We start from the raw sequence: 14,224 nt of genomic DNA on the forward strand, positions 1-14,224 counted from the left end.
GGTCCGACCGGGCGATCCGGTTCGGGCAAATGTTCCGATGTCGGGGGAATTATGCTCTTCCTTGCCACTGTTCTTCCGACGCTTCGGCGCCTGTTTGCCCGCATGCCCGCAAAGGGCAATGCGAAGGCATTCGCCGCAGCGCTGCTGCTGACGGCGTCGGCCGCGCCCGCCCTGGCCCAGGACGGCGATCCCACCCCCAACGCCCAGGCCGCCGCGCAGTTCCAGGCGATCTTCCAGTCGTGGAAGAAGCTGGACACCGTCAACGTCGCGAGCACCGGCGCGATCTCGATCCCGTCGATCCTGCCGATCGCCAAGTTCACCTTCTCGAGCGCCTTCGGCGTCCGCTCCGATCCGTTCGCCGGGTCGGCCGCGATGCATGCCGGCATCGACCTCGCCTCGCCCAGCGGCACCCCGATCTACGCGACCGCCGACGGCATGGTCGATCGCGCCGAATGGTTCGGCGGCTATGGCAACATGGTCGAGATCGAGCATGGCAAGGGCATCTCGACCCGCTACGGCCACATGTCGCGCATCGCCGCCCATCCGGGCCAGCGGATCAAGCGCGGCGACCTGATCGGCTATGTCGGCTCGACCGGCCGTTCGACCGGCAACCACCTCCATTATGAGGTCCGCATCGACGGCCGCGCCGTCAACCCGGTGCCGTTCCTGCAGTCGGCCAACTACATCATGGCCGTCAATGAGCAGAATTCGGACATCGCCCAGGGCGGTCCCGAGAACTGATCTCCCCCTCGGGAACAAGAGAATCGACCGCCGGCGATTGTCGGTGGCCGCTTTCCTCCCTATCTTGATGTCATGGACGCGACGCCCGACATCGACCTGACCCCCTCCGCCGCGGCGCGGGTCGCCCTGATCGCCGGCAAGACCGGCAAGCCCGCCATCTTGCGGCTCGCGATCGACGGCGGCGGCTGCGCCGGTTTCCAGTACAAATTCGAACTCGCCGATGCCCCGGCCGAAGACGACACCGTCGCGACCCGCGACGGCGTGACGCTGGTGGTCGACCCGATGAGCCTCGACCTCGTGCGCGGCGGGGCGGTCGACTATGTCGAATCGCTGGGCGGCGCGGCGTTCCGCGTCACCAACCCCAACGCCGCCTCGGGCTGCGGCTGCGGTTCGAGCTTCTCGGTCTGACGGCGACCGTCATTCCGGCGGACGCCGGAATCTCGGGAGGCTCCTGCCTCGACCTCTTCTCCTCTCTCCCGAGATCCCGGCCTCCGCCGGGATGACCCAAGATGGATGACGGACGCCTCCGGGCACGCTATCCCCGCCGCATGAAGATCGCGACCTTCAACATCAACGGGATCAAGGCCCGTCTCCCCCGCCTCGTCGAATGGCTCGAGCAGAAGGCGCCCGACGTCGCCTGCCTGCAGGAGATCAAGACCTCCGACGAGACCTTCCCGATCGCCGAGATCGAGGCCGCCGGCTATGGGGCGATCTGGCACGGGCAGAAGGGCTTCAACGGCGTCGCGATCCTCGCCAAGGGGGCGCAACCGGTCGAGCGGCGCAAGGGCCTGCCCGACGATCCCGATCCCAGCCACAGCCGCTATATCGAGGCGGAGGTGAACGGCGTGGTCGTCGCCTCGATCTACCTGCCCAACGGCAATCCGGCGCCGGGCCCGAAGTTCGATTACAAGCTCGCATGGTTCGACCGGCTGATCGACCATGCCGCGGAGTTGTGGGCGGGCGAGATGCCGGTGGTGCTGGCCGGCGACTATAACGTCATCCCGACGACGTCGACCGACGACGTCTTCTCCGAACGGGCGATGGCGAGCGACGCGCTGACCCAGCCCGAGAGCCGCGCCGCCTTCCGCCGGCTGTGCAACGCGGGCTGGACCGACGCGGTGCGGACGATCCATCCGCACGGGCCGGTCTACACCTTCTGGGACTATCAGGCCGGCGCCTGGCAACGCGACGCCGGCTTCCGCATCGACCATCTGATGCTGAGCCCGGCCGCCGCCGACCGGCTGACCGGCGCCGGGGTCGACAAGGACACCCGCGCGCTGGAGAAGGCCAGCGACCACGCGCCGACCTGGATCACGCTGCGCTGACTCAGCCCGCCTTGTTCTTCGCCACGCTCGCGTCCATCCGGGCGAGCTGCTCGGCGGTGGCGGGCGGCTGCTTCGCCTTCCATTGCGAATAGGGCATGGCGTAGACCGCCTCGCGCGCCGCGTCCTTGTCGATCGCGCCGCCCGCCGCCTCGGCCAGCCAGTCGGACAGGCAGTTGCGGCAGAAGCCGGCCAGCCCCATCAGGTCGACATTCTGCGCGTCATCGCGATGCTGGAGATGGCGGACCAGCCGGCGGAAGGCCGCGGCGGCATGTTTGTCGTCGATGTCGTCGATGGTCATCTCATTCTCCTTATCGCTCGCGCCACGCCAGCAGCGACAGACCGAACAGGACGAACAGCGCGCCGCTTACCCGGCCGACCTGGCGCTGCCATTCGGCGCGGCGCAGATAGCGCGCCAGCGTCCGGCCGCCGGTCGCATAGGTCAGATACCAGCCGCCCTCGATCACCACGAAGGTGGCGAGCAGGACCGCGAACTGCGGCGCCTTCGGCAGCGCCGGGCTGACGAACTGGGGGAAGAAGGCGGCGGCGAAGATCAGCGCCTTGGGGTTGCTGAGGCTGATCAGCATGCCCGCGCGGAACAGCTCGCCCGCCGTCCGGCCGTGCAGCTCCGCGGCGCCGGCATCGATGTCGATCGGCGGGCTGTCGTCGCGCCAGGCCTTGATGCCAATCCAGATCAGATAGGCCGCGCCGACCACCTTGATCACGGTCAGGAGCTGCGGCACCGCCGCGATCAGCGCGCTCATCCCCATCGCCGACAGGCCGAACAGGCCGAGCAGCGCGAGCAGGCAGCCCGCCATGGTGAAGAACGCCCGGCGGAAGCCGTGGCGCATGCTCTGCGTCATCACATGGAGCATGTTCGGACCCGGTATCGCCGAGATCACGAAGGTCGCGCAGACGAAAAGCCACCAGCTGTGAAGAGGCACGGTCCCTCCGATCCGGTTCGCGTGGATGACGGCCGCGCCCGGATGGCGGCCCTCAAAGATCCTTGGAGTAGATCCGATAGGTCTTGTTGACCCGGCTGTCGATCGTCTCCGCGATCGAGCGCATCCCCTGGTTGTCCTCGAGGATCCAGCCGATCTCGCCGCGGGTCGCGCCATAGTTGGCGACCGAATCGCGGCGGATATATTCGATCATCATGAAGGCGAGCTGGCTGGCGAGGCGGGTCGCCTGCAGCTTCTTGACGACGCCCATCAGCGGCACGCGCATCGTCTTCACCTGCGGCTTGCGCAACCGCCACAGCAGCCTGGCCCAGTTGAAGGGGAAGAGACGCCCGTCGAGATCGGCCATCAGCTCGTTGAGGTCGGGCCAGGTCATCATGAAGGCGACCGGCTCGCCGTCGACCTCCGCGACGCGGATCAGGTCCTCGAACACGATCGGCTTCAGCTTCTTGCCGGTATAGGCAATCTCGGCCGGGGTAATCGGCACGAAGCCCCAATTGTCCGACCAGGCATCGTTGAGGATCGACAGGATCAGCTGGGCTTCCTCGTCGAAGCGGCTCTTGTCGACCTTGCGGATGCGGATGCGCGCGTTGCGCTCGCCCGAGCTGACGATCCGCTGAACGAGCGGCGGGAAATCCTGGATGATGTCGAGATCATAGGTCAGGAGATCCTTGATCCCCTTGTAGCCGAGCGGCTCGATCCAGCCCTGATAGACGGGGTTGTCGTGCCCCATCATCACCGTCGGCGGATGGTCGTGCCCCTGGACGAGCAGGCCCGGCTCCTCCCAGATCGAGCAGCTCAGCGGCGCCATGACGCTGGTCATGCCCTTGTCGCGCAGCCATTGCTCCGCCTGGGCGATCAGCGCGGTCGCGACCTCCTGGTCGGCCGCCTCGAGCAGGCCCCAATTGCCGATGCCGGGGCCGCCGCCCTGCTCGGCCGGCATCGCATGCCACAGCCGGTCGAAATGCGCCGAGATCCGCCCCACCGGCTTGCCGCCGCGCTCGGCCAGGAAGAGCTGCTGCTCGGCATGTTCGTAGAAGGGGTTCTTGCCCGGCGTGATCAGCTCGAGCGCCTCGACCCGGAGCGGCGGCACCCAGTTCGGGTCCTTCGCGTTGAGGGCATAGGCCAGCTCGACGAAGCGCTTGCGGTCCGCCTTTCCGGCAATGGGACGGATGACGAGCGACATCAGTGCGGGATGCGCTGGCTCGGATGGCCGACGGCGACCCCGCCCGACAGGCGCGCCACCCAGGGATAGCGCTCCGCCACCTCGGGCGTATAGCCGAGGTTGAACACCGTCTCGCTCTTCTTGTCCTTGTCGATCCGCTCGTAATAGGTGCGGAAGAGCTTGTCCCAGAAATAGTTGGTGATGCCGTAATTGCCGCGCTCGTCATGGAAATGATGGGCCATGTGGCGCGCCTTCATCTCCATCACCCACTTGCGCTTCGGCTTGTAGGCGAGGTGCTGGATGCAGTGGAAGAATTCGTAGACGCAGGTCGTGATCAGGCCCGTCGCGAAGGCCGCCAGCGCGGCGCCGGGGCCACCGATCAGATAGCCGATCGGGGCGGTCGCGAGGGCGATCGTCGGCAGCGTGGTGTGGAGCGCGCCGAACAGGATCTCGAGCCGGTTCGGGTCCTGGTGATGATCATAATGGATGCGCTTCCAGGTCGCCGCCAGGAAGGGCACCTTGAACATCCAGCGGCTGTGCAGCACCCAACGGTGCAGGCAGTACCAGACCAGCGGATAGACGAAGACCGAGACGGCGATCGCCACCGCCGTCGGCAGCACCGGCGCCGGATAGCGGAAGAACAGCCCGATCGCGATCGCGGCGCACAGCAGATAGCCGATGATCGCCGGATATTGGAAATAGGCGATCCACAGCTCCCGCAGCGTCATGCGGTCGAGATGATGATCCTTCGCCCAGAAGGCGGGCTTGATGGCCGACAGCTTCACGCAAACCTCGAATTCGAAAACCGCCCCGACCCGGGGCCCATATGGGATCGCGGTCTGAATTGGCAATGCGGCGCTTTTGCGACCGCATGGCGTCGAAAAAGCTATTCCTCGGTCCGGATCAGCACCGTCTCGCCGATCAGCAGGAACAGCAGGAACGGCGCCCAGGCCGCGAGGAAGGGCGGATAGGCGCCGAGATTGCCCATCGCGAGCGCGAAATTATCGGCGACGAAATAGGCGAAGCCGAGCGCCATGCCGATCACCGCGCGGATGAACAGATGGCCCGACCGGGCGAGGCCGAAGGCGGCGACCGCAGCCAGCAGCGGCATCAGCACCGCCGACAGCGGCCCCGACAGCTTGTGCCACAGCCCCGCGCGCAGCGGCCCGGTCGGCCGGCCGGCTGCGTCGAGATCGGCGATCGCGGTGCGGAGCTGGACGATCGACTTCGACGCCGGATCGACATTTGCCAGGGTGAAGCGGTCCGCCGTCACCCCCTTCGCGAAATCGAAGCCGGCGAGCCGGAGGGTCACGCCCTTGGCCACGTCGAACCGGCTGGCGCCGGTGATCCGCCAGCCGCCGGCGGCCTGGACGGCGCGCTCGCCCTTGATGATCGAGATCAGCCGGCCGCCGTCGCGGTCGTAGATGGTGACGCTGTCGAGCCGCGCCTGCGCGCCTCGCCCGCGCACCGCGGTGGCGTGGATCAGGTCGTCGCCGTCGCGCACCCAGATATTGGGGACGATGCCGCGGTCGCGCGGGATCGGGCCGTAATCGGCGTCCTGCCAGGCGGTCAGCGTCGCGGTCGCGCGCGCCACCACCCGCTCGTTGAAGGTGAAGGAGACGATGCCGACGCCCAGGCTGGCCACCACCAGCGGCGCCAGGATCTGGTGGGCGGAGATGCCCGCCGCCTTCATCGAGATGATCTCGCTGTTCTGGTTCAGCGTGACGAAGGTGATCAGCGTCGCGAGCAGCGCCGCGAAGGGCAGGAAGCGGGCGATGATCTGCGGCGTGCGCAGCGTGACGTAGAGCCAGAGCTGCGCGTCGCCATTGCCCGGATAGGCAAGGATGTCGCCCGATTCCCCGAGCAGGTCGAGCGCCATCAGCACGATCACCAGCGCCGCCAGCACCGCCGCGAAGCGCACCAGGAACATCCGGGCCATGTAGAGGGTCATGGTCCGCGACGCGAAGAAGGAGATGTTCATGCGGCCTCCTTCCGGCCCAGGCGGATCCAGCGCAGCACCGACTTGACCGCCTTGTCGGCGCCGCGTTCGAGCGCGCCGATCGGCTGGCCGCCCGGCACATGGGCGATCGTGCGGTACATCCACCACACCAGCGCGGCGAAGGCGAGGAACGGCACCCACAGCGCGATCAGCGGATCGATCCGGCCGAGCGCCGCGACCGAGGCGGCATATTCGTTGATCTTGTGCTGGGTGACGATCATCACGATCGACAGGAACACGCCGAGCGCCGACGAGGATCGCTTGGGCGGCACCGCCAGCGCCAGCGCCAGCATCGGCAGCAGGAACATCGTCGCCACCTCGACCAGCCGGAAGTGGAATTCGGATCGGAACTGGGCGCGCTGCTTGGCGGGCGTGGTCGCCTGGTGCGCCGTCACCACCAGCTCCGGCATCGTCATTTCGAGGTCGCGGCCGCCGCGCTGGCGGAACGCCTCCATCTTCGGCAGGTCGATCGGCAGGTCGTGGCCGACGAACTGGAGCACACGCGGCTCCTTGAACTGCGGCGCATCATGGACGAGCACGCCCTTCTGGAGCCGCAGGATGATCGTGTCGGGATCGTCGGTGGCCAGGAACTGGCCATGCTCGGCGGTCACCGCCAGGCTCTTGCCGTCCTTCGATTCGGTCATCACGAAGATGCCCGACAGCTCGCGGCCGCCCTCGCGGCTGCTTTCGACCCGGATCGTCATCCGCTTGCCGAGCTTGGTGAACTCGCCGACCTTGATCGAGGCGCCGAGCGCGCCCGAGCGCAGCTCGAACCGCAGCCCTTCATAGGCGTAGCGCGAATAAGGCTGGATGAAGCCGACTATGGCGAGATTGAGGAGGGCGAGCGCGACCGCATAATAATAGGGCACCCGGAGCAGCCGGCCGTAGCTCATCCCCACCGCCCGGAACACGTCGAGTTCGGACGACAGCGCCAGCTTGCGGAAGGCGAGCAGGCAGCCGAGCATCAGCCCGATCGGGATGCCGAGCGACATATATTCCGGGATCAGATTGGCGAGCATCCGCCAGACGACGCTGACCGGCCCGCCCTCCGACACGACGAAGTCGAACAGCCGCAGCATCTTGTCGAGGGTCAGCAACATCGCGGCGATCACCAGCGTCGCGAGCAGCGGCGTGGCGATCAGTCGGGCGACATAGCGGTCGGTCAGCGTGTCAAATCTCAATTTTTCGACGCCCCGTGACCATGTTCTGGCCGCAATCGCAGCCCACCTTCCGACTCATGGGGGCGAGGTGCCGGCCATGCGTTCGCGGATGGCTATAGCTTCCAGGAGTAGTGAGGTCATGTCGAAACTTGTGGCTGGGATGGTTGGACTCTCGCTCGTGGCGGCACTGCCCGCCGCGGCAGGGGCAGCTATGCTCGGCCCCGACGCGACCGCCTGCGAGGGCAGCGGCCCCGCGATGCTGGTCCATGTCGAAGGCTTCAAGAAGCGCACCGGCATGCTCCGCGTCCAATCCTATGGCGGCAATCCGACCCGCTATTTCGAAAAGGGCAGCTGGCTGCGCCGGGTCGACGTGCCGGTGCCCGCCTCGGGCGCGGCCGACATCTGCGTCCCCGTTCCGGCCAACGGCAATTATGCCGTCTCGGTCCGCCACGACGTCGACGGATCGGGCAAGACCGGCATGAACGACGGCGGCGGCATGTCGGGCAATCCGAAGCTGTCGCTGATGGACGTGATCTTCCGGCGCAAGCCGAATCCCGACAAGGTGCAGGTGACCGTCCATGGCGTCACCCGGGTGCCGGTCGTCCTCAACTATGTCCAGGGCGGCTCCTTCGGCCCGCTCGCGATGGCGGCGCGCTGACGATGGCGGCGGTCGCGCTCCTGTCCAATCCGCGCTCGACGGGCAATCTGTCGATGCTGCCGCGGATGCGGAGCTTCTGCGCCTCGCACAGCGACATCTTCCATTATGAGGTCGAGTCGGTCGAGCAGATCGGCGAGGCGCTGCGTACCATCGCCCGGGTCAATCCCAAGGTGCTGGTGGTCAACGGCGGCGACGGCACGGTGCAGGCGGCGCTGACCGAACTCTATCTGGGCGATCATTTCGACGGGTCGCCGCCGCCGGTGGCGGTGCTGCCCAACGGCAAGACCAACCTGATCGCGCTCGACCTGGGCGCGGTCGGCGACCCGATCGCCGCGCTCGAGCGGGTGATGGAGATCGCCCGCGGCGGCATCGACGACCATGTCGTGGTGCGCGAGCTGATCGCCCTGTCCGACGGCGCCGACGGCACCCGCCCGGTGCTGGGCATGTTCCTCGGCGGCGCCGGGCTCGCCGACACGATCCTCTATTGCCGCAACAAGATCTATCCGCTCGGCCTGCCCAACGGGATCAGCCATTTCCTGACCGCGATCGCGGTGCTGGTGACGCTGATCCTCGGCATCCGCACCGCCTTCCTGCCGCCCGCCGCCCGCCCGATGAAGGTGTCGATGATGCGGCACGGCCAGTTGCAGGGCCGCTTCTCGCTGCTGATCGTCACCACCCTGCACAAGCTGCTGCTGGGCAGCAGCACGGGCAACAGCTCGACCTCGGGGTCGTTGCAGATGATGGTGGTGGAGCAGCGTCCGATGCCGCTGCTGCGCGCCCTGTTCGCCGGCATCTTCGGCCGGGTCGGGCGCGGCAATATGGACGGCGTCCATTTCGAGCGCGGCGACGAGATCAAGATCGAGGGCGAGCGCTCCAGCGTGATCCTCGACGGCGAGATCTTCCAGGCCGACGCCGGCAAGCCGATCATCCTGAAGACCACGCCGCCGGTGCCCTTCCTGCGCCTCGCCGCCTGAACCGGGCGGCGGCATGACCCTCGAAGCGCTGGTGGCGGCGGAGCTGGCCGAACCCGTGGACCCGCGCGTCGCGGCGATGGCCGGGGCGATCGCCGCGCGCCATCCGGCCGCCGCGCGCGCCGTCCTGTTCTACGGCTCGTGCCTGCGCGAGGCGAATCTCGACGGGCTGATGCTCGATTTCTACCTGATCGTCTCGGACTATGCCGACGCCTTCGGCAAGGGTTGGTTCGCCTTCGCCAACCGCCTGCTGCCGCCCAACGTCTTCCCGTTCGAGCATGACGGGCTGGTCGCCAAATATGCGGTGCTGAGCGAGGCCGACTTCGCCCGCCTCGCCTCCTCGGCGACGCGCAACGTGTCGGTCTGGGCGCGCTTCGCCCAGCCGTCGCGGCTCGTCTGGACCGCCGATGCGGCGGCGCGCGAGGCGGGCATCGCCGCGGTGAGCCTCGCCGCCCCCGCCCTGCTCGCCGCCGCCCGCCCGATGATCGCCGACCGCATCGCCATCGACCGGCTATGGGGCGAGGCCTTCGCCCTGACCTATGGCGCCGAGCTGCGCGCCGAGCGCAAGGGCCGTGCCGGCTCGGTGGTCGATGCCGACCCCGATCGCTATCGCCGCTTCACCGCCCCCGCGCTTGCCGCCGCCGGGATCGATGCGGCGGTCGAAGGGAGCGAGATCGTCTTCGCCCGCCCGCTCACGGCCGCCGAGCGCCGTGCGGGAAAGAAGCTCTGGGCACGGCGGCGGCGCGAGGGCAAGGCGCTGACCCTCGCCCGGCTGGCCAAGGCGACCACCACCTATGCGGGCGGGATCGACTACCTCGCCTGGAAGATCAACCGCCACGCCGGCGCCGCGATCGAGATCAAGCCGTGGCAGCGCCGCTGGCCGATCCTCGGCGCCATCGCCCTCCTCCCCCGCCTGCTGGCGAAGGGGGCGGTGAAGTAGAGGGTCTCCCGCTCGTCCCGTTCAGCGTCACCCCAGCGAAGGCTGGGGTCCATGTCTCTCATCAGCCAGATGGCATCTGAGAAGAACACAGACATGGACCCCAGCCTTCGCTGGGGTGACGTCACGTGGATCAGGCGGCTTGGGAGGTCGGCGGCTTGCCGCGGCGATCGATCGCGCGGGCGACGGCGTTGCCGAGCGCGGCGATGGTGAAGGGCTTGCGGAGCACCTCATAGCCCGCGAAATCGTCGCTCTGGCCGGCTTCGCCGACATAGCCGGTGACGAACAGCGCGGCGATCTCGGGATAGTCGCGACTGATCGCGGCGATCAGCTCGGGCCCGGTCATCCCCGGCATCATCACGTCGGTCAGGACGAGGTCGACGCCGCCATCCTCCGCCAGCATCGCCAGCGCCTCCTCGCCCGAGGCGCAGGCGCGGACGATGTGGCCGAGCTCGGTCAGCCCGGCGCGGGTCGATGCCTGGACGCGGGGATCGTCCTCGACCAGCAGGATCGAGAGCGACCCGACCTTGGGCCGCGCGGTCCGGTCGGCGGCGTCGGCGCTCCGTTCCGCCGCCACGCCATGATAGCGCGGCAGGTAGAGCGAGATGGTCGTGCCCTTGCCCACTTCCGAATCGACGCGGACGTCGCCGTGCGACTGCCGCACGAAGCCGAAGATCTGGCTGAGGCCGAGGCCGGTGCCCTTGCCGACCGGCTTGGTCGTGAAGAAGGGCTCGAAGGCGCGGGCCAGCACCTGCGGGGACATGCCGCAGCCAGTGTCGGCGACGCTGATCCGGACATAGTCGCCCGGCTTGACGTCGGCTGAATCGCCCGCGGCGACCGCGACGTCGGCGACCGAGATGTCGAGCCGCCCCGCCCCCTCCATCGCGTCGCGGGCGTTGACCGCGAGGTTGAGGATCGCATTTTCGAGCTGGTGCGCATCGGCCCAGATCGGCCAATGCGCGCCCGCCGTGTCGACCTGGACGGTGACGCGTTCGCCGAGGGTCCGGTCGAGCAGGACGTTCATGCCTGCGACCAGCTTGGCCGGCAGCACCGCATCGGGCAGCAAGGGCTCGGCGCGGGCGAAGGACAGCAGCCGGCGGGTGAGCGCCGCCGCGCGGTCGGCCCCTTCCATCGCGCCGTCGAGATGGACTCCCGCCTCGGCCGGGCGCTGGGCGATCTTGCGCCGGGCGAGGTCGAGCCCACCGACCACCACGGCCAGCATATTGTTGAAGTCGTGCGCGATGCCGCCGGTGAGCTGCCCGACAGCCTCCATCTTCTGCGCCTGGGCGAGCTGCGCCTCGGCGCGGACGCGCGTCTCGCTCTCCTCGCGCAGCCGGTCGTTGGCCTCGCGCAGCTCGCGCGTCCGTTCGGCGACGGCGGCCTCGAGCTGCGAGGCGCGGTCGGCCTCGGCCTCGGCCTGTTCGGCGGCATGGGCGCGCTGCGCGGCGGCGGCCGCGACCAGCCAGCCGAGCAGGATGGCGAGCCCCATCAGGACGAGGCCGAGGACCGACAGCAGCGTCGCGAAGCCGTTGGCCCGCTCGGCCGAGAAGAAGGTCGCCTCGGACCGGACGCCGAGGCGGGTCCGCTCGTTCGCGGCGATCTGTTCGAGGGTCGCGGATATGGCGGCGACATTGGGGGATTCGCCGGCCTTGTTGAACATGCCGATCGCGTACCAGCCCTTGCCGACATTGGCGAAGGACGCCGCGTCGGTCAGTTCCTTGTCGCGTTGGCTCGCCAGCCCTTCGAGTTTGCGGACCAGCTTCACCTGGTCGGGCTGCTCGCCGACCAGCCTGTCGAGCTGGCGGAGCTGGCTCATCGCCCGGCGCCATTCGTCATAATAGATGGTGCCGACCTTGCGGTCGCCGTTCACCACATAGCGGCCGAGCGCGGCTTCCGAGCGCGCGAGCGACGCATCGAGCGAACGGGTCAGCACCATGATGTCGTAGCTGTGCTGCTCCCGCCGCAGCGCATCGTCGCGCGCGGCGTTCGATTGCGCGACCATCATGACGACGGCGACGAGCAGCCCCAGCGCCGTGAGGGCGAGGACCGCTGCCGCGAGCGCACGCTGCGTCGCCGGGGACAGACCCCGCTTCAAGGCGTCGGGAGAGAACGTCGCCATGATCGCATTGTACCGCAGCCGCAGCGATGGGCAAAGCCGCCAATCCGACGAAGCGTTGGAAAGGTCAGGGGATTACTCCCGTGGCGCGCCCCGCGCTCTCGAACATGCCCAGGATCTGCTCGACCTGTTCGTCGCTATGTTCGGCGCACAGCGAGCAGCGCAGCAGGAACATGCCGGCCGGCGTCGCGGGCGGGCGGGCGGTGTTCACATAGAGCCCCGCCTCGAGCAGGCCCTGCCACAGCGCGACCGCCTGGGCCATGTCGGTCAGGATCACCGCGATGATCGCCGACTGGGCGGTCTCGGTGCCGAGCTTGTAGCCCATGTCGCGCAGGCCCTGGTGCAGGCGGCGCGAATTCTTCCAGAGGTGCGCGCGCTTGTCGCCCGCATGCATCAGCTTGCGGATCGAGGTCGCGGCGGTCGCGACCACCGACGGCGGCAGCGAGGCGGTGAAGACATAGGGCCGGCAGACGAGGCGCAGCACCTCGAACTTCGGATGGTTGGAGACGCAGAAGCCGCCGACCGTGCCGACCGACTTGGAGAAGGTGCCGACGACGAAGTCGACGTCGGCCTCGACCCCGGCCTCCTCGAACACGCCGCGGCCGTGCTCGCCGAAGAAGCCCATGCCATGCGCCTCGTCGACGAGGATCATCGCGCCGTGCTTCTTCGAGACGGCGACCATCTCCTGGAGCGGGGCGATGTCGCCCATCATCGAATAGACGCCTTCGAGGACGACGAGCTTGCCCGCCTCGGCCGGCAGGCGGCCGAGCCGCTTGTCGAGGTCCTCGACCGAATTGTGGCGGAAGCGGACGATCTCCGCGTCGCCGAGCCAGCAGCCGTCATAGATCGAGGCGTGGCTGTCGGCGTCGAGGATGATGTAGTCGCCCTTGCCAGCCAGGGTGGAGATCATCCCGAGATTGGCCTGGTAGCCGGTCGAGAAGACGATGGCATGCTCGGTCCCGTAGAATTCCTTGAGCGCGTCCTCGCACGCCTTGTGACCCTGATAGGTGCCGTTGAGCACCCGGCTGCCGGTGGTGCCCGAGCCGAATTCGTCGAGCGCCTGCTTGCCGGCGGCGATGACGTCCGGGTCGAAGGTCATGCCCATGTAATTATAGGTGCCGAGCAGGATCGTCTTCCTGCCGTTGATCATCGCCTCGGTCGGCGACAGCACCTTGTCCATGACGATCGCGTAGGGATCGCGCACGCCGGTGGCGAGCAGCGCCTCGCGCTCGGCGATCAGCGGGTCGAACTTGGAGAGGAGGTCCGCCACCGGGTCAGCCCCGCAGCTTGGCGACGGCATCGACGAGCTGGCCGACGGTCTCGATCTCGGCCTGCATGTTCATCGTGATGATGATGTCGAACTCGTCCTCCACCGCCGCGACGAAATCCATGACCGTCAGGCTGTCCCATTCGAGGTCGCCGGCGAAGCTCGTCGTCTCGGCCAGGTCGATGCCCTTCTTGTTGAACGGCTCGATCTGCTCGGCGACGCGGGTGAAGATGTCTTCTCTGCTGCTCATGCCATGTCCTTAAGGTCGTTGGGCCGCGCATGACAAGCGATTGCGGCGGCATCGCGGCAAGCAAACGGCGGTGCTTGGCAGGCGCCGGTTCGCGATGCATAAACGCGACGATCGGATGTCGCTCCAGGGGGCTTTGTGTCGACAGATCCCGTCAATCCCAACGGTCCGCGCGTTTATTCGCCGGATTTCATTCACCTGCTCCGCACCACGCAACAGATCCAGTATCAGCTCAGCCAGATGGCCGACCAGAAGGCCAACCTGCTGATGGGCACGACCTTCGTCATCTTCACGGTGACGATCGGCCAGGCCAAGGCCGGAACCGGGCCCGCGGTCGCGCTGCTGATCCTGGGGGCCGCGGCCTTCCTCGCGGCGCTGCTCGCGGTGATGGCGGTGCTGCCGTCGACCAAGGCCGCGCCCCGCCCCGAGGGGCCCGCGAACCTGCTCTTCTTCGGCTCGTTCAGCCAGCTGACCGAGGAGGAATTCGTCGCGATGATGCTGAAGACGGTGCAGACCCACGAGGCGGTGTTCGAGGCCTTCGCCCACGATATCTACCAGAATGGCCGGGTGCTGGCCCGCAAGAAGTATCGGCTGCTCGGCTATGCCTATCGGGTGATGGTGACGGGGCTGGTGCTCAGCTTCATCGCCTTCATACTGCACTTCACGATGGGAATCGGCTGAG

General features: G+C 67.9%; 16 protein-coding genes. 7 read left to right on the top strand and 9 right to left on the bottom strand.

The annotated features are described in order from the left end of the window. The first annotated feature begins 102 nt into the window (after positions 1 to 102). From HRJ34_RS12175 to xth, 3 genes are all read left to right on the top strand, one after another. A complete protein-coding gene (locus tag HRJ34_RS12175) occupies positions 103 to 741 on the top strand; it encodes a M23 family metallopeptidase (RefSeq protein ID WP_016746782.1) in 639 nt (212 codons plus the stop codon). 72 nt (positions 742 to 813) lie between these two features. Beyond that, entirely contained in the window at positions 814 to 1,149 is a 336-nt protein-coding gene (gene erpA / locus HRJ34_RS12180; RefSeq protein WP_012050096.1) for an iron-sulfur cluster insertion protein ErpA, read from the top strand. A 140-nt stretch (positions 1,150 to 1,289) separates the two neighbouring features. Further along, positions 1,290 to 2,066: an exodeoxyribonuclease III gene (gene xth / locus HRJ34_RS12185; protein WP_208634221.1), complete on the top strand. Its 777-nt coding sequence runs from the start codon at positions 1,290 to 1,292 to the stop codon at positions 2,064 to 2,066. Between the two features lies 1 nt (position 2,067). On the opposite strand, the gene HRJ34_RS12190 is transcribed toward xth, so the two are convergent. From HRJ34_RS12190 to lptF, 6 genes are read right to left on the bottom strand one after another with little or no spacing between them, the layout of a single operon-like run. Further along, the gene (locus HRJ34_RS12190; RefSeq protein WP_012050094.1) at positions 2,068 to 2,364 is read right to left on the bottom strand and encodes a DUF1244 domain-containing protein; all 297 of its coding nucleotides are present in this window, start codon (positions 2,362 to 2,364) and stop codon (positions 2,068 to 2,070) included. 10 nt (positions 2,365 to 2,374) lie between these two features. Then, positions 2,375 to 3,007: a LysE family translocator gene (locus HRJ34_RS12195; protein WP_012050093.1), complete on the bottom strand. Its 633-nt coding sequence runs from the start codon at positions 3,005 to 3,007 to the stop codon at positions 2,375 to 2,377. A 52-nt stretch (positions 3,008 to 3,059) separates the two neighbouring features. Further along, the gene (locus HRJ34_RS12200; protein WP_208634222.1) at positions 3,060 to 4,208 is read right to left on the bottom strand and encodes an N-acetyltransferase; all 1,149 of its coding nucleotides are present in this window, start codon (positions 4,206 to 4,208) and stop codon (positions 3,060 to 3,062) included. Next, positions 4,208 to 5,038 carry a sterol desaturase family protein gene (locus HRJ34_RS12205; RefSeq protein WP_012050091.1) on the bottom strand — a complete coding sequence of 277 codons (831 nt, stop codon included), beginning with the start codon at positions 5,036 to 5,038 and terminating at the stop codon, positions 4,208 to 4,210. The genes HRJ34_RS12200 and HRJ34_RS12205 overlap by 1 nt, the downstream gene beginning before the upstream one ends. Positions 5,039 to 5,073: 35 nt before the next feature. Beyond that, positions 5,074 to 6,168, bottom strand: a complete 1,095-nt coding sequence (gene lptG, locus HRJ34_RS12210; protein ID WP_012050090.1) for an LPS export ABC transporter permease LptG — start codon at positions 6,166 to 6,168, stop codon at positions 5,074 to 5,076. Next, the gene (gene lptF, locus HRJ34_RS12215) at positions 6,165 to 7,367 is read right to left on the bottom strand and encodes an LPS export ABC transporter permease LptF (protein WP_012050089.1); all 1,203 of its coding nucleotides are present in this window, start codon (positions 7,365 to 7,367) and stop codon (positions 6,165 to 6,167) included. The genes lptG and lptF overlap by 4 nt, the downstream gene beginning before the upstream one ends. A gap of 118 nt (positions 7,368 to 7,485) precedes the next feature. Here lptF and HRJ34_RS12220 point away from each other — a divergent pair, with 118 nt between their 5' ends. From HRJ34_RS12220 to HRJ34_RS12230, 3 genes are read left to right on the top strand one after another with little or no spacing between them, the layout of a single operon-like run. After that, positions 7,486 to 8,004 (top strand): DUF2141 domain-containing protein, encoded by a 519-nt coding sequence (locus tag HRJ34_RS12220; RefSeq protein WP_029548943.1) that lies wholly within the window; start codon positions 7,486 to 7,488, stop codon positions 8,002 to 8,004. A gap of 2 nt (positions 8,005 to 8,006) precedes the next feature. After that, complete coding sequence (locus HRJ34_RS12225) at positions 8,007 to 8,978, top strand: diacylglycerol/lipid kinase family protein (RefSeq protein WP_012050087.1); 972 nt, start codon at positions 8,007 to 8,009, stop codon at positions 8,976 to 8,978. Between the two features lie 13 nt (positions 8,979 to 8,991). After that, entirely contained in the window at positions 8,992 to 9,915 is a 924-nt protein-coding gene (locus HRJ34_RS12230) for a hypothetical protein (protein ID WP_208634223.1), read from the top strand. Positions 9,916 to 10,045: 130 nt separating this feature from the next. Here the strand turns inward: HRJ34_RS12230 and HRJ34_RS12235 are convergent, their stop codons facing one another. The 3 genes from HRJ34_RS12235 to HRJ34_RS12245 all read right to left on the bottom strand — a co-directional run bounded on the left by HRJ34_RS12235 (position 10,046) and on the right by HRJ34_RS12245 (position 13,545). Next, positions 10,046 to 12,031, bottom strand: coding sequence for an ATP-binding protein (locus HRJ34_RS12235; protein ID WP_208634224.1), 1,986 nt, complete (start codon positions 12,029 to 12,031; stop codon positions 10,046 to 10,048). Between the two features lie 64 nt (positions 12,032 to 12,095). Further along, on the bottom strand, positions 12,096 to 13,328 hold the full coding sequence (gene spt, locus HRJ34_RS12240) for a serine palmitoyltransferase (RefSeq protein WP_049771266.1): 1,233 nt from the start codon (positions 13,326 to 13,328) through the stop codon (positions 12,096 to 12,098). Beyond that, a complete protein-coding gene (locus tag HRJ34_RS12245; RefSeq protein ID WP_012050083.1) occupies positions 13,303 to 13,545 on the bottom strand; it encodes an acyl carrier protein in 243 nt (80 codons plus the stop codon). The genes spt and HRJ34_RS12245 overlap by 26 nt, the downstream gene beginning before the upstream one ends. A gap of 135 nt (positions 13,546 to 13,680) precedes the next feature. Between HRJ34_RS12245 and HRJ34_RS12250 the strand changes: the two genes are divergently transcribed. Next, positions 13,681 to 14,223, top strand: coding sequence for a Pycsar system effector family protein (locus HRJ34_RS12250; RefSeq protein WP_012050082.1), 543 nt, complete (start codon positions 13,681 to 13,683; stop codon positions 14,221 to 14,223). Position 14,224: the final 1 nt, after the last annotated feature.

It is taken from the genome of Rhizorhabdus wittichii (assembly GCF_017607425.1).
Taxonomy (GTDB): Bacteria; Pseudomonadota; Alphaproteobacteria; order Sphingomonadales; family Sphingomonadaceae; genus Rhizorhabdus; species Rhizorhabdus wittichii.